The sequence below is a fragment of the Pseudooceanicola sp. HF7 genome, from assembly GCF_011806405.1.
GTDB lineage: Bacteria > Pseudomonadota > Alphaproteobacteria > Rhodobacterales > Rhodobacteraceae > Pseudooceanicola.
In genome coordinates this window covers 39,144-58,137 of sequence record NZ_JAATOW010000013.1, presented here as the reverse complement: position 1 = coordinate 58,137, position 18,994 = coordinate 39,144, and the positions used below count along the sequence as shown (strand labels likewise).

Annotated in this window: 16 protein-coding genes; 4 read left to right on the top strand and 12 right to left on the bottom strand. The window is 63.5% G+C overall.

The annotated features are described in order from the left end of the window. Nucleotides 1-14: 14 nt before the first annotated feature. Nucleotides 15-926 (bottom strand): rhodanese-related sulfurtransferase, encoded by a 912-nt coding sequence (locus HCZ97_RS09725; RefSeq protein ID WP_167688514.1) that lies wholly within the window; start codon nt 924-926, stop codon nt 15-17. 95 nt (nt 927-1,021) lie between these two features. After that, nucleotides 1,022-1,573 (bottom strand): NADPH-dependent FMN reductase, encoded by a 552-nt coding sequence (locus tag HCZ97_RS09720; RefSeq protein WP_167688513.1) that lies wholly within the window; start codon nt 1,571-1,573, stop codon nt 1,022-1,024. A 210-nt stretch (nt 1,574-1,783) separates the two neighbouring features. Here HCZ97_RS09720 and pncA point away from each other — a divergent pair, with 210 nt between their 5' ends. Beyond that, nucleotides 1,784-2,383: a bifunctional nicotinamidase/pyrazinamidase gene (gene pncA / locus HCZ97_RS09715; protein WP_167688512.1), complete on the top strand. Its 600-nt coding sequence runs from the start codon at nt 1,784-1,786 to the stop codon at nt 2,381-2,383. 198 nt (nt 2,384-2,581) lie between these two features. Here pncA and HCZ97_RS09710 read toward each other — a convergent pair whose 3' ends face one another. Continuing rightward, nucleotides 2,582-4,147, bottom strand: a complete 1,566-nt coding sequence (locus tag HCZ97_RS09710; RefSeq protein ID WP_167688511.1) for a hypothetical protein — start codon at nt 4,145-4,147, stop codon at nt 2,582-2,584. Between the two features lie 220 nt (nt 4,148-4,367). Here HCZ97_RS09710 and pncB point away from each other — a divergent pair, with 220 nt between their 5' ends. After that, entirely contained in the window at nt 4,368-5,660 is a 1,293-nt protein-coding gene (gene pncB / locus HCZ97_RS09705; RefSeq protein WP_167688510.1) for a nicotinate phosphoribosyltransferase, read from the top strand. 578 nt (nt 5,661-6,238) lie between these two features. Here the strand turns inward: pncB and HCZ97_RS09700 are convergent. The 7 genes from HCZ97_RS09700 to HCZ97_RS09670 all read right to left on the bottom strand — a co-directional run bounded on the left by HCZ97_RS09700 (nt 6,239) and on the right by HCZ97_RS09670 (nt 13,314). Next, nucleotides 6,239-7,189: a hypothetical protein gene (locus tag HCZ97_RS09700; protein ID WP_167688509.1), complete on the bottom strand. Its 951-nt coding sequence runs from the start codon at nt 7,187-7,189 to the stop codon at nt 6,239-6,241. Nucleotides 7,190-7,758: 569 nt separating this feature from the next. Further along, nucleotides 7,759-8,172, bottom strand: a complete 414-nt coding sequence (gene arfB / locus HCZ97_RS09695) for an alternative ribosome rescue aminoacyl-tRNA hydrolase ArfB (RefSeq protein WP_167688508.1) — start codon at nt 8,170-8,172, stop codon at nt 7,759-7,761. A gap of 693 nt (nt 8,173-8,865) precedes the next feature. Then, a complete protein-coding gene (locus HCZ97_RS09690; RefSeq protein WP_167688507.1) occupies nt 8,866-9,510 on the bottom strand; it encodes a queuosine precursor transporter in 645 nt (214 codons plus the stop codon). A 63-nt stretch (nt 9,511-9,573) separates the two neighbouring features. Beyond that, a complete protein-coding gene (locus HCZ97_RS09685) occupies nt 9,574-10,443 on the bottom strand; it encodes an esterase-like activity of phytase family protein (protein WP_167688506.1) in 870 nt (289 codons plus the stop codon). Beyond that, nucleotides 10,416-11,330, bottom strand: coding sequence for a penicillin-insensitive murein endopeptidase (gene mepA, locus HCZ97_RS09680; RefSeq protein ID WP_167688505.1), 915 nt, complete (start codon nt 11,328-11,330; stop codon nt 10,416-10,418). The genes HCZ97_RS09685 and mepA overlap by 28 nt, the downstream gene beginning before the upstream one ends. Further along, nucleotides 11,330-12,652: an MFS transporter gene (locus HCZ97_RS09675; protein WP_167688504.1), complete on the bottom strand. Its 1,323-nt coding sequence runs from the start codon at nt 12,650-12,652 to the stop codon at nt 11,330-11,332. Before HCZ97_RS09675 ends, mepA begins: the two co-directional genes overlap by 1 nt. A 128-nt stretch (nt 12,653-12,780) precedes the next feature. Further along, on the bottom strand, nt 12,781-13,314 hold the full coding sequence (locus HCZ97_RS09670) for an acyl-CoA thioesterase (RefSeq protein WP_167688503.1): 534 nt from the start codon (nt 13,312-13,314) through the stop codon (nt 12,781-12,783). Between the two features lie 128 nt (nt 13,315-13,442). On the opposite strand from HCZ97_RS09670, the gene HCZ97_RS09665 reads away from it, so the two are divergent. Further along, a complete protein-coding gene (locus tag HCZ97_RS09665) occupies nt 13,443-13,730 on the top strand; it encodes a YggT family protein (RefSeq protein ID WP_167688502.1) in 288 nt (95 codons plus the stop codon). Between the two features lie 97 nt (nt 13,731-13,827). Continuing rightward, a complete protein-coding gene (gene recQ, locus HCZ97_RS09660; protein ID WP_167688501.1) occupies nt 13,828-15,879 on the top strand; it encodes a DNA helicase RecQ in 2,052 nt (683 codons plus the stop codon). Here the strand turns inward: recQ and HCZ97_RS09655 are convergent. Beyond that, entirely contained in the window at nt 15,876-16,307 is a 432-nt protein-coding gene (locus HCZ97_RS09655) for a universal stress protein (RefSeq protein ID WP_167688500.1), read from the bottom strand. The genes recQ and HCZ97_RS09655 overlap by 4 nt on opposite strands. After that, nucleotides 16,304-18,916, bottom strand: coding sequence for a TRAP transporter permease (locus HCZ97_RS09650; protein WP_167688499.1), 2,613 nt, complete (start codon nt 18,914-18,916; stop codon nt 16,304-16,306). Before HCZ97_RS09650 ends, HCZ97_RS09655 begins: the two co-directional genes overlap by 4 nt. Between the last annotated feature and the right edge of the window lie 78 nt (nt 18,917-18,994).

Below are 18,994 nucleotides of genomic sequence, written 5' to 3'. Positions count from 1 at the left end.
GCGCACCCCCTTGCTCAGTCCTCGAAATCGGCCAGGTGGCGCTCGCCCCGCGCCTTCGCCAGGGCGATCTGCTTCTGCCGCTCCCGGAATCGGGCCTTGTCCGCGTCAGAGGTCTCTTCCACGCAATGATGGCAGGAGACGCCTTCCTCGTACTCGGGGCGCGCGCGGTCTTCGGGCAGGATCGGGCGGCGGCAGGCATGGCAGAGCTCATGCGGCCCCTCGACCAGCCCATGCCCGACGGAGACGCGGCGATCGAAGACAAAGCACTCCCCCTGCCAGGAGCTGTACTCGGCCGGGACCTCTTCCAGGTATTTCAGGATGCCGCCCTTCAGGTGGTAGACCTCTTCGACTCCTTGGCTCATCAGGTAGTTCGTGGATTTCTCGCAGCGGATACCGCCGGTGCAGAACATGGCGATGCGCTTGTTGTGGAAGCGGTCCTTGTTCTCTTCCCACCAGGCGGGGAAATCGCGGAAGCTGGCGGTCTGCGGATCCACGGCGCCCTCGAAGGTGCCGATGGCCACCTCGTAATCGTTGCGCGTGTCGATCACGGCCACGTCGGGGCTGCGGATCAGGTCGTTCCAATCCTCGGGCGTGACGTAGTGACCGACCTTGGCCAGCGGATCCACGTCCGGCTGGCCCATGGTCACGATCTCTTTCTTCAGCCGCACCTTCATCCGGATAAAGGGCCGTTCCGCGGCGCTCGAGAGTTTCCATTCCAGGTCCGCGCAGCCGGGCAGGGACCGGATATGGGCCAGCACGGCCTCGATCCCGGCCTTCGGGCCGGCGATGGTGCCGTTGATCCCTTCCCGTGCCAGCAGAAGGGAGCCGCAGATCCCCTCGCGCTCGCAGAGCGCCTGAAGCGGCCCCTGCAGGGCGGCAGGATCCTCGAAACGGGTGAAATGATAAAGCGCGCAAACGGTGAACATGGCCGGCGATCTAAGCCCAAAACCCCTGTCAGGCAAGGCCGGGATGCTGCGGCGCGCGGGCGCAGGAGGCCCGCAGCCCCCCGGCCCCGTGACGGTCAGTCCGCCGCCGCCGCGATCTTGCCTGCCAGAAGCTCCAGCTGGCGGGCGATCAGGCTGCGGGCTTCCTCTTCCACCAGGCGGCCGTCTTCCAGCTTGTCCGCCATCGGCCCGATGGAGACATCGGGCCCCACCACCACGTCCGCCCCGATCGCCGACAGGATCTGCCGCCAGGCATAATGGGACATGTTGCCACCGCGCGTGCCCACGCTTTGCGTCAGGACGACCATCGGCTTGGCCTTCAGCGGCGCGCTCTGGTCCGTGCTGGCCCAGTCGGTCGCGTTCTTCAGCACCCCCGGAACCGAGCGGTTGTACTCGGGCGAGCACAGCACGATCCCGTCGGCCCCGGCCAGCGCCTCGCACAGACGGGTCACGGGGGCGGGGGCCTTCCCATCCTCGCGCAGATCCTCGTTGAACAGCGGCAGGTCGTGGATCTCGACCATCTCGATCGCCATCCCCTCGGGCGCCAGTTCCGGCAGGGTGTTTCGCATCTGGGTCGTCATCGACCCGGCACGCAGGGACCCGCTGAGGGCGGCGACCTTCATGACCATGGTTCGTCTCCTGTGGCTTACTTCCTTCGCGGTGGAACCTAGCCGCATTTCGCCCGTCTGCCACCGGCCAGATCGACAGCTGCCCGCTTTTCGGCAGCCGGCGCGCCGGGACCGGCCAAGGGGGCGCGCAGCGGCGCTCCGCGATTGACCGTCCCGGGCTGCTCCGCCAAGGTCCGCGCAACGCAGCACCGACCAGCAGGGGGGACAGCCATGTCCGAAGCGCTCATCGTCATCGACGTCCAGAAGGATTTCTGCCCCGGAGGCGCCCTTGCCGTGCCAAAGGGCGATGACATCGTTCCCGGCATCAACCAGCTGATGACCGAATACGGGGCGGTGATCCTGACCCAGGATTGGCACCCGGCGGGCCATTCCTCTTTCGCCTCGTCCCACCCGGATGCCGCGCCCATGACGCTGACCCAGATGCCCTACGGCCCGCAGGTGCTTTGGCCGGACCATTGCATCCAGGGCTCGGACGGGGCCAATTTCCACCCCGACCTGGCCGTGGACCGCGCCGACCTGATCATCCGCAAGGGCTTCAATCCCAAGGTCGACAGCTATTCCGCCTTTTTCGAGAACGACAAGATCACGCCCACCGGGCTAGAGGGCTACCTGCGCACGCGCGGCCTGCAAAAGCTGACCTTCGTCGGGCTCGCCACGGATTTCTGCGTCAATTACAGCGCCGTGGATGCCGTGCAGCTTGGGTTCGAGGTCACGGTGCGCACGGATCTCTGCCGTGGAATCGACATGGATGGCTCCCTGCCCGCAGCGCTTGAAGAGATGGCAGAGGCCGGCATCACCTTCGCCGCCTGATCCGGGTCACCCCCCGGCCCGCTCTTTGCGGGCCAGAACGTTTAGGCTGGAAAGACGGCGGGCGAACGGCCTTGGGTGGCATCGAGCCACCCGCGCCCGTGGGGGGCTGAAGCCCCCCGGCGCCTGGCGTCCCCGTGTTCGTCCCTGAAAGAAAGCCCGCCGCCCATCCTGCGCGCGCCCCTTGGACCCGGATGCCAGCTATCGCTCGATCCGCAGCCAGTTGAAGCCCGGAGTGGATTCCACGCTTTCCAGGATGGTGATCGCGCCGCCCTGCGGCACCACCCCCACCACCGGCGCCTGAACCCAGCCTTCCTCGGCAGAAAAGAAGGTCGGCTGTTCTTCCAGCAGGGTCTGGGACTGAAGCGTGACGATGTCGCCGGCCTGCGCCGCCTGAAGGGCCGGGTCGCTCGACCAGGCGGGAATCCAGGCCGTGTCGGCCCCCGCGCCCGGGTCGGTCAGCCCCCCACCCGTACTGACGCCGTCGCCGGTGGTGTCCTCCGCCTTGGCGGTCAGGTGGCCGAGCGCGGCGCGCAGGTTTTCAGGCGTTTCGGGGGCCTGGATCTGGTCGGTCAGGGCGACCTGCGTTTCGGGATCCGCAGCAAAGAAACCTGCCGCGACGGCGCGGGCGGTTTCCCTCAGCGCGCTCTCCGGGACGCCCTGCGCCTGCGCGGCCTCCAGCAGGGCGCTTGCGGCCCTGGGATCCTTGAGCTCGGTCAGCGCGGCGGCCGTGCCCCGGGCCAGCGTGTCGTCGCCCGCCTGGTAAAGAGCGCCGAAGTAGTCGTAGGCGGCGTCGTCCAGGGATTGCGTCAGCTCCTGGGCGGGCACGCCCATCTGCACCATGGTCTCCATGATATCCAGGACCGCGCCGCCGTAGTTGCCCTCGGCCCCGACGGTGGCGCCATGATCCATGAGGTCCCTCAGAGAGGCCGCATCGCAGCCCGCCGCGAACCGTCCCGCGGCCTCGAACCGCAAGCCGCCGTTGTCAGAGCCAAGATCCTCGAACAGCTGCGCAGAGCCCGCATCCTGGGGCGAGCAGGGCACGCGCTGCGTGGCAAAGCCGGCCTGGGCATGGGCCGTGGCGACCAGTTGTTCCAGCACGGCCAGGCGGGACCACCAGGGGCCCTCTGCCTGATCGGCGGTCTGCAGGGTGGGGCAGCTCTGCGGATGGGTCAGCGGCTGGTTGGCGTACATCAGCGCGGCGCTGTCGGAGAGGTCGATGTAGTTGACGGAAAGCATGGTGTTGCGCGCCTCCTGCTCTGCCATGGCGGCCTGCAGGGCAGAGACACACAGGCGCAGGGACCGCTCCTTGCCATCGGCTAGCACGGTGCGCAGCCGGATCGTGTCAGAGGCAAGGGAGTCATCATCGAGCAGGAAGTAGGCCTCGTTATCGGGGCGGGCCATCTTCATGTAGAGCATGCGCGTTTTCGACCGGGCCTCCAGGTTGCTCAGCTTCTCGAACAGCGCCTCGTGAGAGACCTTGAGCTCTCTCTGCGGCGTCTTGACCTCATCAGGGTTGAGAAAGAACAGCAGGGCCAGCACGCCAACCGCGCCGGTCACCGAAAAGGGGCCGTACTTGCCCGTGGCCGCGCCCCCGGCGGCCGTCAGCCAGAGCGCCGCGCCGGAATAGATCAGCACGCGCTGAAGCTGCGGTGTGGTCTGGACCAGGGCGCCGAACAGGATGCTGAGAAGCCCCAGAAGAGAGATAAGCAGGGGCAGCCACCAGCTAGGCGGGCCCGCCTTGTCGTGGTTGGGTGCATGCGCCATCTGTGCTCCTCCCTGAATGATTTCCGTCTGAATGGATCGGGTGCAGAAAACACCGCGTGGAATGAAACTGGGGATCAATGCGCGCAGGATAGGACAATCAAGGCGATTCTCCAATTCCAATAACTCCGCTTTAGATTGCGCATAACCGCGCCCGCGCGCCACCAGGACTTGCATTCTGCCCGCCCCGCCTGCTTTATCCGCAAGAAGCAAGGAGCCGCCCATGGTCGACATCGCCACCCGCGTCCATAACCACAAGTGGAAGATCGACCCGATCGTCCGCTCCCTTATCGACACGGATTTCTACAAGCTGCTGATGTGCCAGTCGGTCTTCCGCAACCGCGCCGACACGCAGGTCACCTTTTCCCTCATCAACCGCTCCACGCAGATCCCGCTGGCGAAGATGATCGACGAAGGCGAGCTGCGCGAGCAACTCGACCACGTCCGCTCCCTCTCCCTCCGCCGGGGAGAGAGCACCTGGATGCGCGGCAACACCTTCTACGGCAAGCGCCAGATGTTCCGCCCCGACTTCATGGAGTGGTTTGAGAACCTGCGCCTGCCGCCCTACCACCTGGAACGGCGCGGCGACCAGTATGAGCTGACCTTCGAAGGCTCCTGGCCAGAGGTCATGCTCTGGGAAATCCCCGCGCTGTCCATCCTGATGGAGCTGCGCGGCCGCGCCGTTCTCGACACCCTGGGCAAGTTCGAACTGCAGATCCTCTATGCCCGCGCCATGACCAAGCTCTGGGAAAAGATCGAACGCCTGCGCGAGCTGCCAGAGCTCAAGATCGCCGATTTCGGCACCCGCCGCCGCCATTCCTTCCTCTGGCAGGACTGGTGCGTGCAGGCCATGATCGAAGGGCTGGGCCCCAAGTTCACCGGCACCTCCAACTGCCTCATCGCCATGCGCGACGACCTGGAGGCCGTGGGCACCAACGCCCATGAGCTGCCCATGGTCTATTCCGCGCTCGCCCCCGATGATGCCGCGCTCGCCCGCGCCCCCTACGACGTCCTTGCCGACTGGCACGAGGAGCACTCGGGCAACCTGCGCATCATCCTGCCCGACACCTACGGGACAGAGGGCTTCCTGGCCAATGCGCCCGATTGGCTGGCGGGCTGGACCGGCATCCGCATCGACAGCGGCGATCCCGCCACCGGCGCCGAAACCGCCATCAACTGGTGGAAATCCCGGGGCGAGGACCCGCGCGAGAAGCTGGTGATCTTCTCCGACGGCCTGGACGTCGCCAAGATCGAGGAGCTCTACGCCCGTTTCACCGGCCGCGTGAAGGTCAGCTTCGGCTGGGGCACGCTGCTGACCAACGATTTCCGAGGCTTGGTGCCGGGCGACGCCCTCGCCCCGTTTTCCCTTGTCTGCAAGGCCCAAAGCGCCAATGGCCGGCCCACCGTCAAGCTCTCGGATAACCCCGAGAAGGCCATGGGGCCGGCGGACGAGATCGCCCGGTACAAGAGGGTGTTCGGGGTTGGGGAGCAGGAGCGGATGGAGGTTGTGGTTTAGAAGGCTATTCTCTCTTGTCCAATCGGTGAATCAGATCTGATAGATAGTATATTGCGACCATCGTTAGGATAAGGATTTGGAAGAACAGGAAGCAATTAATTGCAGAGAATGCGACCATCAATAGATCCAGAATGTCACTGCTCTTAATGATTCTGGAAAGCGGTATTGCCGACTCTAGTGAGAGCGCAACAAAGATGAATAGAGAAATGCTTGCGCAATAGCCGAGTAGAAGGCAAAGGAAGTATCTATAGCTCACAGGTATTTGCCTTAAGCCACCGCGATATGTAACGCTAAGCACAACTGGCGTCCTCATCTTAAATTCGGAGTCGAATCCTTTGGGGCCTTGAAAGGTTGATACCGCGGCGAGGCTGGCCAGAAAGAATGGGAAGAGTATTAAGACGCTAGAGAGGATGGGTTGCATCCTTTCTGTCAAACTGGGGCTTGGGTGTCCCCAATTTGAATAGATTGAAGCGGCCAGCACGAAGGCGGTTATTGTCGCTGGGTATATGTAGCAGTATTGTGCTCTATGTGGGTGCTGTATTCTGAGAAAGTTCAGCGTCCTCAAGAAAATCGACTTTTCAAGGAGCGGCATTGGGCCTTACCCCCTTCATTTTCGTCAGAATGTCTTCACGTATCGTCGCGTCGCAGTCCTTCAATGGCGTATCAAACCCGGTGAGCTTAATTTTTTTTATGAATGCGTTCTGCAGGATGTTATCATCATTCAGGTTGACCGGTATGGTTTTGTTCGTATCATTTTCGGGGTCGTAAACTATTACTTTAAGTGACTTTATTCCGCTTCGGTCGAAGCCGCTATAGAAAGAGGTTATGAAGTCTTTGGCGCGATCAAGTGTGGGCTTTTCATCCGTTTTTATTAGAACGCTCCTCTGCTCTTGAGTCGGATATGTCTCATCTCCGTTCACAACCTGGGCGAGGCTTTGCTCTACAAATTTTACTGCTTCGATTCTTCCCCCGTTGTCAATCATGCCTGAAAGGGTTTCATCGATGGGAGCTTGAAGTTTGGCGGTGACGCGAAAAGTTTTGGTGTCGCCTTTGTCAGGGCGGGCCCTGTTCTCCTCGTAAAATAGTGGCTTTATGTAAGTGTTTAAGGAAATAGAAATGAGGGTTCGAGAAAGGCTCTCGGTTTCTTGGATGATGCAAGGGTATGTTCTGGTGGTATCAAACTGTGTAGCTATGCAGATTGATACATGGGAGGAGAAGGCAGGTTCTTCTCCATCCATCCTCTCAGCTGTTCTGAGTGTTCCGTCATCGAGGTTTGAATAGTCGCGGTCTCGGATCTCAGGGTCAGTCAGGTGGAAGAGAATATCAACCCAGTCTCCACTCAGAACAAGCTCAGCAATATAAACTTTCCGGGCTTGGTACTCTAGCGTGGGAAACGGCTTTGCGGCATGTTCCTCCGCAAGCTTTTCGAAAACTGCTCTGCCGGTTGGTACGTCCTCTGGAAACAAATTTCGGTAGGACATAAAGAACAGCTCAGTATCGAAGACATTCGTTTCGTTCTGTGTTGCCATATCATGCCTCGCCCATTTGCGCGTTAGTGTTGCAGGGTTTCTAGGTTGTATCAATGCGAAGTTTTCGTAGCATAATTTTGGCCTTTGTGGCTGTGGGGGTGGTTAGTTTCGCAATGCTCTGAACTAAGAGCTGCAGCGTGGCGATTTGAGTGGCGGCCAAGTTGTGTCAATTGCCGCACTCTACCCTACGGTTACCTGCGGATTTCTCTTCGTTTCTGGTTTGCGGACACCTTCGTCGCGATCCGCCGCTCCGTAGGCTGCCTCTTCCCGTAGGGTGTGTGTTCACACGCACCGTCCGAAATCCAGCCGCGCCACGGTGCGTGAAATCACGCACCCTACCCACCGCGAAATCGGCTCCCTACCACTCCTACCCCTGCTTCTCTTTCACCACGGCGCGCTGCTTCTTCACCTCTGCCCGCTTACGCTTCTGGTTGACTGAGACCTTCGTCGCATCCGCCGCCTCTTGGGCTGCCTCTCCCCGTAGGGTGCGTGTTCACACGCACCGCCCGGCATCCACCCGCGCCACGGTGCGTGAAATCACGCACCCTACCCACCGCGAAACCGGCTCCCTACCGCTCCCACCCCCGCTTCTCCTTCACCTCGGCGCGCTGCTTCTTCGCCTCCACCCGCTTGCGCTTCTGGTTGGCCGAGACCTTCGTCGGCACCCGCCGTTTCGGCACCACAAGTGCCTTGGCGATCAACTCCGCCAACCGCTCCCGCGCGATCTCGCGGTTGCGCGCCTGGCTGCGTTCCTCCTGGACCTGGATCACCACCGCGCCCTCCTTGGTCCAGCGCCGCCCGGCGATCCGGCGCAGCCGCCGCTTGACCGCGTCGGGCAGGTTGGGGGATCGCTCCGCCTCGAAGCGCAGCTCAACCGCGGACGACACCTTGTTCACGTTCTGCCCGCCGGGACCGGAGGCGCGGACGAATTGCTCCATCAGCTCCCATTCCTCGATCGTGATCTTGTCGTTGATCCGCAGCATCCCGCAGCCCCTTCTGCCACCCCGCCGGGGCGTTCCGTTAACCTTTGGCGCAAACCTTAACAGAGTTCGGGCCGGGCTTAACCCTTTGCCGTTATCCGGTTAATTTTCGCAGATACCGACATGGCACCGACGCGATACCGACGTAATACCGACGCGATACCGACGTTGCGTGCGCCCCGTTAACCCGCGGATCTTAATGCAGCGCGCGCTGCCCGCCGCGGGTCCGTCGATGCGCAGGCCTGACCCGCCCGGTTCCCCCCGAACGCAGCTGGAAGCCCCGTGCATCCGCCGCGCAAATTCATGGCCCCGCCGCCACCCTGACGCGCCATCGGTCACCCCTTCGCATGTCCTGGAATCGCCTGTCCCAGCCCCCCGCCGCATCTGGCGCAGGGCCTTCCCCTCGGGTCTTTCGGGGGAAACTTCCCTCGGGATATCAATCCCTTGCCCGAGTCCCTACCCGCGCAAATGGAAAGGGCCGCCCCGGAAACAGGACGGCCCTTCTCGAGATCAGGAGGTGGTTCGGTTAGGTACAAACCAACTCGTCAGCTTGCCGGCCAAGGGCTGCCTCAGCCAAGCTCCCTTCGAATTGTCCCGAAACCTTTCTCCAATACCTCAATAGACACTAGAGCACCTCCTTTCTGACTGTTTCCGATGACGTCAGAGTCGCACGAGAAAGTTAAATCTCAAAGAACTTCATGCAACCCGCCGAACCCGCGCCGCCACGATCGCCCGAAAAGGCAGCAGCGCGATCAGCGCCAGGGTCATCTTCACCATCCAGTCCGCCACAGCCAGAGAGGTCCAGAGCGGCACGTCAGGCCCGATGTTGAGGAAGGGCGCCGTGCTCCATCCCCAGGAGATCTCTGCATCGGCGTTCGCGCCGAAGAAGGTGATGAACTGGGCGAAGCCGATGGTGAAGAAGATCGCGGTGTCCAGAAGGGAACCCACGACAGAGGAAATCAGCGGCGCGCGCCACCAGGATCCGTCGCGCAGGCGGTCAAAGACAGCGACATCAACAAGTTGCGCGACAAGGAAGGCCAGGGCAGATCCGACGGCGACGCGCAGCGCCACGGCGGCATAGGTGTAGCCGTCGCCCTGCAACATCACCTGCGTCCCGATGAGAGAGCAGATGATCCCGGTGATGAAGCCGACGAAGATCACCTTCCGCGCGACGGATGCGCCGTAAAGACGGTTCATGACATCGGTCACCAGGAAGGCGAAGGGGTAAGTGAAAGCGCCCCAGGTCAGCAGCCCGTCAAGAACGAGGAACTGCACAAGGACGTTGGAGGCCACCACGATGGCAGCCATGGCAAGAATGCCAGGGATATGGGTACGTTGCATTTTTCTAGCCGTTTTTTAGACAAGGTAGCGGAGACTTGTCCCCGTTCGGGGAATTGGCGGCGTTTAGCTGCTCCCGCCCAGTGGAGCAAGGGGTTTCTCAAGGAAGACTGTCTGGAACAAGGGCCAGAAGTTGTTGTCCGAAACCAGCGTGACCATGAGCTGGCCCGCCTCTGTGGTCCAGATCGACAGGCCCTCGAAGTTCGTGCCGGGGTGCCGGTCGCTTTCCCAGATGACCTGTGGCGGCGTGGCGGGATCTTCGGTATCAAGGCGCAGGATGCGGGCGCGCAGGCCCAATCCGACCGCCCGTTGCAGTATGTAGAGCTGTCCGTCCGGGCCGAAATCCGCGCCCACGGGCATGTAGCGATCTTCCCGTGGAATGCGTAGAAGCGCCTGCCAGTCCTTGCCATCATAGCGCCAGAGGTGGGGCGCACTGCCATCGGCAAGGACGCCTTCGCCAACGGTATAGACATCGCCGTTCGGCGCGACGGCCAGCGCTTCATAGGCGCCGTTGTGGGGCAAGCGCCCAGCATCCGGGGGTGAGACCACACTCAGTGGGCTCAGATCCGGGTTGAGCCACCATATCTGGTTGGTCTGCTCGGTCGAGATCAGGATCTCACCCTGCGGGGTGATGGCGATACCTTCGGAATCCACCGTGACTGCTTCGGCGCCCTGGCCGTCTGCGCGGGGCAGGCGCTTCTTGGAGGTAACCTCGATCCCGCTGAGCTTGCCGTCTTCGCGCAGCATCTCGCCTTCCAGCATGAAGCCCCGGTCGCTGAGCGCAATGAAGCGGCGGCCGTGGTCAAGCACCTCTATCCCGGACAGGCCGCCAACGGACCCGTCCGGAGAGGTCAGACGCACCAGGGCCGTGTCGGCCCCGGCTGTCTGTGCCAGGGCCAGCAGCGCGATCAGCGCGACTGCAGGACGGAGAGGCATTGAGCGGGCAGGTCAGCCATTTTCAACTGGCGGCGCGGTTTCGGCGCGGGCGCATTGGGGTCCGGGGGCGGCGGGTTGAGGATGTTGTTCACCCATTGCTGGGCCTCGGCGCAGCCGTCACCCGGCGGTGGCGGATCCTGGTTCACGCAGCCGGACATGCCGCGCGGGCAGGCCAGGCGGACGTGGAAATGGTAATGATGCCCGTACCATGGCCGGACCTTGCGCAGCCAGGAGCGATCGCCGGTCGCTTCCTTGCACATCTGCACCTTGGCGCCGGGGAACAGGAAGATCCGCGCGACGCGGGGATCGCTGGCCGCGGCCTTGACCAGTTCCATGTGTTGCGGGGTCCAGTTGTCATTGACGAAGGCCCCGGCATTGCGGCGCATGGAGATGGAAGAGATGTTCTCTCGGGCCGAGCGGCTGAGCGACAGGTCGGTGGCCGGGCGCAGCCAGATATCCGCATCCAGGCCGATCTGGTGCGAGGCATGGCCAGAGGTCATGGGCCCACCGCGGGGCTGGGACATGTCGCCGATGTAGATGCCCTTCCAGCCGGGAATCTTCGCGGCCTTACCGGACAGATCCTCAAGGTAGTCGATCAGCTCCGGCGTGCCCCAGTTCCGGTTGCGCGACAGGCGCATGGCCTGCCAAGTCGGGCCGGATTCGGCCAGCTGCTCTGCCCCGGCGACGCAGCCGCGCGAGTAGGAGCCATAGGAGCTTGGGCTTTGGGCAGAGGCAAAGGACATGGCCCCGAACAACTGCCGGGCCTCCTTGTTCTGCATATCCGGGGGAATGATGGCCCGGGTGGGCGTATCGGCTTTGTCTGGACCGCAGCCCGCAAGGGTGGCGAGAAGGGCCAGAAGCATCGGCAGGACAAGGTGCAAGCGCATTAGGGGTGGGTGTCTCCTTCCGGTTTCACCCAACGTAGCAGGGCCCAGCCGATGAGGAAAAGGAAAACCAGCGGGATGATCCCGATCTGCTGAGAATGGCTTATGGCCGTGGTGATCCCGATGAGGATGGGCGCGATGAAGGAGGTGGCCTTGCCTGCTAGCGCATAAAGCCCGAAGGCCTCTGTCATGTGGCCGGGGATGGCCTGGCGCACCATCATCGTGCGGCTGGCGGACTGGATCACCCCGCCGGCGGCCCCGATCACTGCCCCGATCAGGAAGAAGGTGATATCAGGCAGGACAGAGCCTTCGGGCAGGGGGATGAACAGCAGCGAGGTGGGCGAGATAGTGATCGTCACCAGTGCCACGGCGGCCAGGATCAGGATGCAGGCGCGGATCACCGGCTTGGGGCCGAAGTGCTGGTCCGCGCGGCCGCCGATGACCGCAAAGATCGCGCCGGAGACGATGGCGATGATGCCGAAGATCCCGATATGCGTCACCGACCAGCCCAGCACGCCGGAGGCATAGATCCCGCCAAAGAAATACAAGCCATTCAGCGCATCGCGGTAAAGCATGGAAGAGCCGAGATAGGCAAAGAGGGAGGGCGTTCGGGGAAGGTCGCGGATGGTGCCGCCAAGGTGGCTTAGCGCATCCTTGACCGCGCCCTTCCTGGCTTTGTGGGGCTTTGGATCCTTCACGAACAGGAAGAAGGGCACCATGAAGACCGCGTACCAGAGCGCGGTCAGCGGCCCCACCGCGCGGGTGCCTTCGCGGGTTTCCGGATCAAGGCCCAGGATCGGGGAAATGCCGATCAGCGTCTTTCCGGTCTCTGCGTTCTCTGCCAGCAGGGTCAGCATGATGACCAGGGAAACCAGCCCGCCCAGGTAGCCGAAGGCCCAGCCATTGCCGGAAATGCGCCCGATCTCTTCCTTGGTGCCCAGGTCGGGCAGCATGGAATTGGTGAAGATCGTCGCGAACTCCATCCCGATCATGCCGATGGCGAAGAAAAGCAGCGTCAGGGGCAGGTTAAAGCTGCCCGGCGCAGCGTACCAGAGCATCCAGGCCCCCGCGACGTAGAGCAGGGAAAACACCCAGATCCAGCGCATCCGGTTGCCAGACACATCAGAGATCGCGCCAAGGACCGGGGCCAGTAGGGCGATGATGATCCCCGCCGCGCCGATGCCGAAGCCCCAGGCCGTCTGGGCCTGGGCGCCGTCGCCGATCAGCTCTTTCACGTAAGGCGCGAAGATGAAGGTGATGAGCAGGGTGTTGTAGGGCTGGCTGGCCCAGTCGAAGAAGAACCAACCCCAGATGCGTTTGCGCATGATCCTACCGCCCTATCGCCCGCCAAGTCGTTTGTGGGGATATGACCGGGATCGACCCAGGGGGGCAAGGGGTTGTTGACCCTGCGTCCCTATCGTTGCGGCGCTGTGGTTTCAGGGCCCCTTGGGTGTCAGCCGCGCTCGGGCGGCCAGGGCCGGGAGCTTTCGGCGGCAAAGAGCTGAGCGGCCCATTCGGGCAGCTCCGGGAGTTCCGGGGAGTCGAGCGCCGCCACAACCTGCTCCATGGGTACCATCTTGCGATTGGCGATCACCGCGCTGCGGATCACCCCGGCGTTGGCGCAGGTGCCATCGGGCAGCCACATGCTCTGCTCTATGTAGATGAAGCGTGCATCCGTCCCCACCAGGCGCGTGCGCAGCTCCACCTGCTTGAACAGCGTCAGGCGCTTGCGATAGCGCATCACGCTGCCCGCAACGGTCAGGCCCCAGTTCCGTGCCTTCAGCACGCGGCCAAAGCCGGTGCGCGCGCCGAAGGGCAGGCGGCCCAGGTCATAAAGCGTCAGGGTGCGGCCGTTGTTCAGCTCTTTCCAGGGGTCGATATCCCCCGGCAGGATGCGCAGGGTGGTGACATGGGTGTCCGTGATCGTCAGCTTCGGAGCCTTGCGAAACCGCAGGAATTCTGTCGCGAGGCGGAAATAGGGGTACATCGGGCGTCTCCTTCGCGCACTTGCTGCGTCGCAGCGCAAACTCCGTCAACCAGAACCCTGCGTCGGAACTTGTGCTTTTCGCCATGGCTGCTTACCTGTTGTCGGCTCGCAAAACGGAGAAATGCCCAATGCAATCCCTGCTGATGATCCTTGGACTGGTCCTGAACGTCGTTTGGTTCTTCATCATCGCCCATGTGATCATGTCCTGGCTGATCTCCTTCCAGGTTCTGAATGTCCGCCAGCAATTCGTGGCGCAGATCTGGTACGGGCTGAACCGCATCCTTGAGCCGATCTATGCCCCGATCCGCCGCATCCTGCCGCCCATGGGCGGGATCGACCTGGCGCCGCTCGTGGCCCTGCTGGCCATCATGGCCATCCGGATCGTCGTCGCCAACAACATCGGCTACGTCATGTAAGGCCCCGCGCCCAAGGCCGTGACTCCGGGCAGCGCTTGTTTACGGATTCTTAGTGTGGGACAAGCTCCCCCAGGGCAGTGAACAGGACCAGAGCGGCATGGCTGAGGCAGAAAAGCTTCTGCGGGACATATTCGGATTCGACGCATTCCGCCCCGGGCAGCAAGAGATCGTGGAAGCCGTGGCCGCCGGGCGGAACACCCTCGCGATCATGCCCACGGGCGGTGGCAAGTCGCTGTGTTTCCAGCTTCCGGCGCTGATGCGCCACGGCGTGACGGTGGTGATTTCCCCGCTGATCGCGCTGATGCGGGACCAGGTCCGTGCCCTTCGGGAAGCGGGCGTCGTGGCCGGCGCGCTGACCTCGGGCAATACCGACGAAGAGACAGAGGCGGTCTGGACCGCGCTCGAGGACGGCTCTCTCAAGCTGCTCTACCTTGCGCCGGAACGCCTGGCCTCAGGTGGCGCGATGCAGATGCTGCGGCGGATCAACGTCTCTCTCATTGCCGTGGACGAGGCGCATTGCGTCAGCCAGTGGGGTCATGACTTCCGCCCTGATTACCTGCGGATCGGTCAACTGCGCGAGATGCTCGATGTGCCGCTGGCTGCCTTTACCGCCACGGCAGACGAGGAAACCCGCGAAGAGATCGTGCGGCGGCTCTTCGACGGCACCCCGCCGCAGAGCTTCCTGCGGGGCTTCGACCGGCCCAACATCCACCTGGCCTTCGCGGCCAAGAATTCTCCGCGCAAGCAGATCCTGAACTTTGCCGCGGCCCGGAAGGGCCAGTCCGGCATCGTCTATTGCGGCACCCGTGCGCGCACCGAAAGCATTGCCCAGGGCTTGAGAGAGGCCGGGATGGCGGCGATCCATTACCATGGCGGGATGGATCCGAATGACCGTCGGGCGGCAGAGCTGCAGTTCCAGCAGGAGGACGGGCTGATCGTCGTGGCCACGGTGGCCTTCGGCATGGGCGTCGACAAGCCGGATATCCGCTGGGTGGCCCATTCCGACCTGCCCAAGAGCATCGAGGCCTATTACCAGGAGATCGGGCGCGCGGGTCGTGACGGTGCCCCGGCAGAGACGCTGACGCTGTTCGGACCCGATGACATCCGCCTGCGCCGCTCCCAGATCGACGAGGGGCTGGCCCCGCCGGAGCGTCGCGCGGCCGACCATGCCCGGCTGAACGCCCTGCTGGGCCTGGCCGAGGCGCTGGAATGCCGGCGGGCCGTCCTGCTGCGCTACTTCGGAGAGGACTGCGCCCACTGCGGCAATTGCGACCTGTGCGACCGCCCGCCAGAGACCTTCGATGCGACAGAAGCCGTGCGCAAGGCGCTGTCGGCCATGCTGCGCACCGGCGAATGGTTCGGCGCGGGGCACCTGGTGGATATCCTGACGGGCACCGAAACCGACAAGATCCGGGAAAGGGGACATGACCAATTGCCCACCTTCGGTGTCGGGACAGAGTTCAAGAAAGGCGAATGGCAGGCGGTCTTCCGGCAGATGATGGGCCATGACCTGGTGCGGCCGAACGGTGAACGCCATGGTGCCCTGTTCATGACCGATGCGGCCCGGCCGATCCTGCGCGGTGAAGAAACAATCCGCCTGCGCCGTGACACGCTGACCGCCGCAAAGGATCGTCGCCCGGCCACCAAGACCCTAGTGTCGGAAGAGGACGAACCGCTGCTCTCGGCGCTTAAGGCAAAGCGCCGCGCCTTGGCCGAAGAGCAGCGCGTGCCGGCCTACGTGATCTTCAACGACCGTACCCTGATCGAGATGGCCGAGCGCAAGCCGCAGAGCCTTGATGAGATGGCCGGGATCACCGGTGTGGGCGCGAAGAAGCTGGAAGCCTATGGCGCGACCTTCCTGGAGGTCATCTCCGGCAGTGTCGAGGAGGTGCACCCGATGCGCCGCAAGCTGGCGGGGAAGCAGGCCGGATCGCTTTATGACCGGCTGATGGAGGCGCAGACGGCGCTGGCGCGTGGCCCGGACGGGATCGACAAGCCCCTGTCCTGCTCTCAGTCCCTGATCGCGCGGATCGCGGAGACCCGGCCCAGGGATGCCGATGCCATGGCGCGGATCCTGGGGGATCGGCGGGCCGAACGCTTCGGCGAAGCCTTCCTGGACGTGCTGCGCGAAGCGGCAGACCCGGCCTAGCGCACCACGTAGACCGAGGCCTGAGCATGGCGGACGACCCGCGCGGCGTTGGGGCCAAGCAGGTAGTCTTTCAGGTCAGGCCTGTGGGCCCCCAGCACGATCAGGTCCGCCTGGGATTTCTCTGCGACTGTCAGGATCTCATGGTAGGTGGTGCCATTGACGACCACGTGGCGGATCTGGGCGTTGGCCTCTGGCCCAAGCACCCCCTCGACGAAGCCGGTCAGGTGGGCGCGGGCGTGCTCCAGCGCCGTTTCCGCATGGCCTTCCTTGAAATAACCGCCCACGACCGGCCGCCCGAAATCCGGCAGTACGGTGACCACGTCCATGCGGGCCCCGTCCATCTGGGCCAGCTTCCAGGCGATCTGCAGCACCTTGGCCTCGGCCTCGGGGCGGTTGATGTCGATGGCGCAGAGAACGGACGTGGTCATGCGGTCGCTCCTTCGGGACGGGTGGCCGCGGCGCGGCGGGATTGCAGCAGGGCGATCAGCCCCAGCAGCAGCAGGGCGGGGATGAACATCAGCTCCTTCGGCATCTGCGCCGCAGGGGCGCGCACGGCGGTGATCTGCACCGGCTCATCCCCGTAGAAGTCGAAGGATGACAGCTTGTCCGACATGGGGGTGCCGAACATGGGCTCATCCATCAGCATCCGGTCGCCTTCCGGCATGAGCATCAGCCCCAGGTCATCCGCGCGCTCAGGGGCAGGCACATCCTGGGGCATGGTCAGCACCACGGTCAGGTCCTTCTGCTCAAGCGTGTCGAAATCCGGGCCTGAGACGACGATCCGCAGGTTCGATCCCTCCGGCGCTTCCAGCAGGGCTTCCTCGAAGGCTGCGGGGGCGATGTCGTGGTAGGGCGGCTGGACCATGTCCATGAAGAACCCGGGCCGGAACAGCGCAAAGGCCACGACCAGCAGCGCAACGGTTTCCCAGATGCGCGACCGGGTCAGGAACCAGCCCATCGTGGCCGCGGTGAAGACAAGGATCCCGATCGTGGCGATGACGAAGACGATGATCCCCTGCACCCAGGTCACGTTGATCAGCAGCAGGTCCGTGTTGAAGATGAAGACGAAGGGCAGGGCCACCGTGCGCAGCGAATAGAAGAAGGCGGTGAAGCCCGTGCGGATCGCATCCCCGCCCGAAACGGCGGCGGCGGCGAAACTGGCAAGCCCCACGGGCGGCGTCACATCCGCCATGATCCCGAAGTAGAAGACGAAGAGGTGCACGGCGATCAGGGGCACCACCAGGCCCGATTGTGCGCCCAGCTCCACGACCACGGCCACCATGAGAGAGCTGACAACGATGTAGTTCGCGGTGGTTGGCAGCCCCATCCCCAGGATCAGCGACAGGATGGCCACGAAGATCAGCATCAGGATCAGGTTCCCGCCGGAGAGGAACTCGACGAAGTCGGCCATCACCTGGCCGATCCCGGTCAGCGACACGGTCCCCACGATGATGCCGGCCGTGGCTGTGGCCAGGCCGATGCCGATCATGTTGCGCGCCCCGTCGATCATCCCGGCGATCAGGTCTACGAAGCCGTCCTTCAGGCGGCCGGCCGCATCGCTTTCGCCCCGGAAGAAGGCCTTGAGGGTCTTCTGGGTCAGCAGGATGAAGAACAGCAGGAAGGTCGCCCAGAAGGCCGAGAGGCCCGGGGACTTGCGTTCGATCATCAGGAAATAGACCAGCACGATGATCGGCAGCAGGTAATAAAGGCCGGACTTGTAGATCTTGTCGACCTCGGGCAGCTCAAGCTTCTCTGCCTCGGGGTCGTCGGGCTCAAGATCGGGCTCCTTTGAGGCCAGCCAGACCAGGCCAATGTAGGCCAGCCCGATCAGCACGGCCAGGATCCAGCCGGAGCCTTCCGGCACCATAGAGGTCACGAACCGTACGGGGAATTGCGTCAGGTAGCAGAGCGCGGCGAAACCGGCGAAGAACAGGAACATTCCGCCGATCGTCCGCCCCATGGAGACGACCTTGTTGCCAAGGGTCGGCATGTTGTTCTTCACCGCTTCCAGGTGAACGATGTAGACCAGCGCGATGTAGGAGATGATCGCGGGCAGGAAGGCGTGCTTGATCACCTCGAAGTAGGAAATGCCGACGTATTCCACCATCAGGAAGGCCGCGGCCCCCATCACGGGGGGCATGATCTGGCCGTTGACGGAAGAGGCGACCTCGACAGAGCCGGCCTTTTCCGCGGAAAAGCCCACCCGCTTCATCAGCGGGATGGTGAAGGTCCCGGTGGTGACCACGTTGGCGATGGAGGAGCCTGAGATCAGGCCGGTCGCGGCAGAGCCCACGACAGCGGCCTTGGCCGGCCCCCCGCGCAGGTGGCCAAGCGCGCCGAAGGCCATCTGGATGAAGTAGTTACCCGCACCGGCCTTATCCAGCAGCGCCCCGAAGAGCACGAAAAGGAAGACGAACTTGGTCGAGACCCCAAGCGCGATGCCGAACACCCCTTCGGAGGTGATCCACATGTGGCTCATCGCCTTGCGCAGCGATGCGCCGGCCCAGCGGATCTGGTCGGGCACAAGCTCTGACGAGCCGAAGAAGACATAGGCTAGGAAGATCAGCGCCAGGATGACCATGACCGGCCCAAGGGTCCGGTAGGCGGCGATGAACAGGAAGACCAGGCCGGCAAGGGCGAAAAGGGAATCCTGGGTATCGGCCAGCCCGCCCTGGTCGACGATCTTGTGGTAGAAGAAGTAGCCGTAAAGCGCCAGCAGCGCCCCGCCCACGCCCAGTATCCAGTCATACCAGGGGACAGAGGTCTTGGAGGCGCTCTTGAACAGCGGATAGGACATCGCCGACAGGAAGATCGCGAAGGCCAGGTGGATCTGGCGCGCGTTGTTGATCAGGTCGCCGGGCAGGACGTAGGGCGCAACCGGCGAAGCCAGGAGCACCTGGAAGATCGACCAGAGCAGCGCGACCCCTGCGATGGCCAGCCCAAGGGTGCCGGGTACCTTCCGTGCCCCACTGTCGCTGGCGGCTACAAGTTCCTGCAGCTCGGCTTCGTTCAAGGCGCGGCGATCACTGTCCGACATGGAGGACTCCCCCTTGGGAAATGTCTGAAACGGAAAATGGAAGACGGGGGGGCGACGGTGCCGCCCCCCGAAATGGTT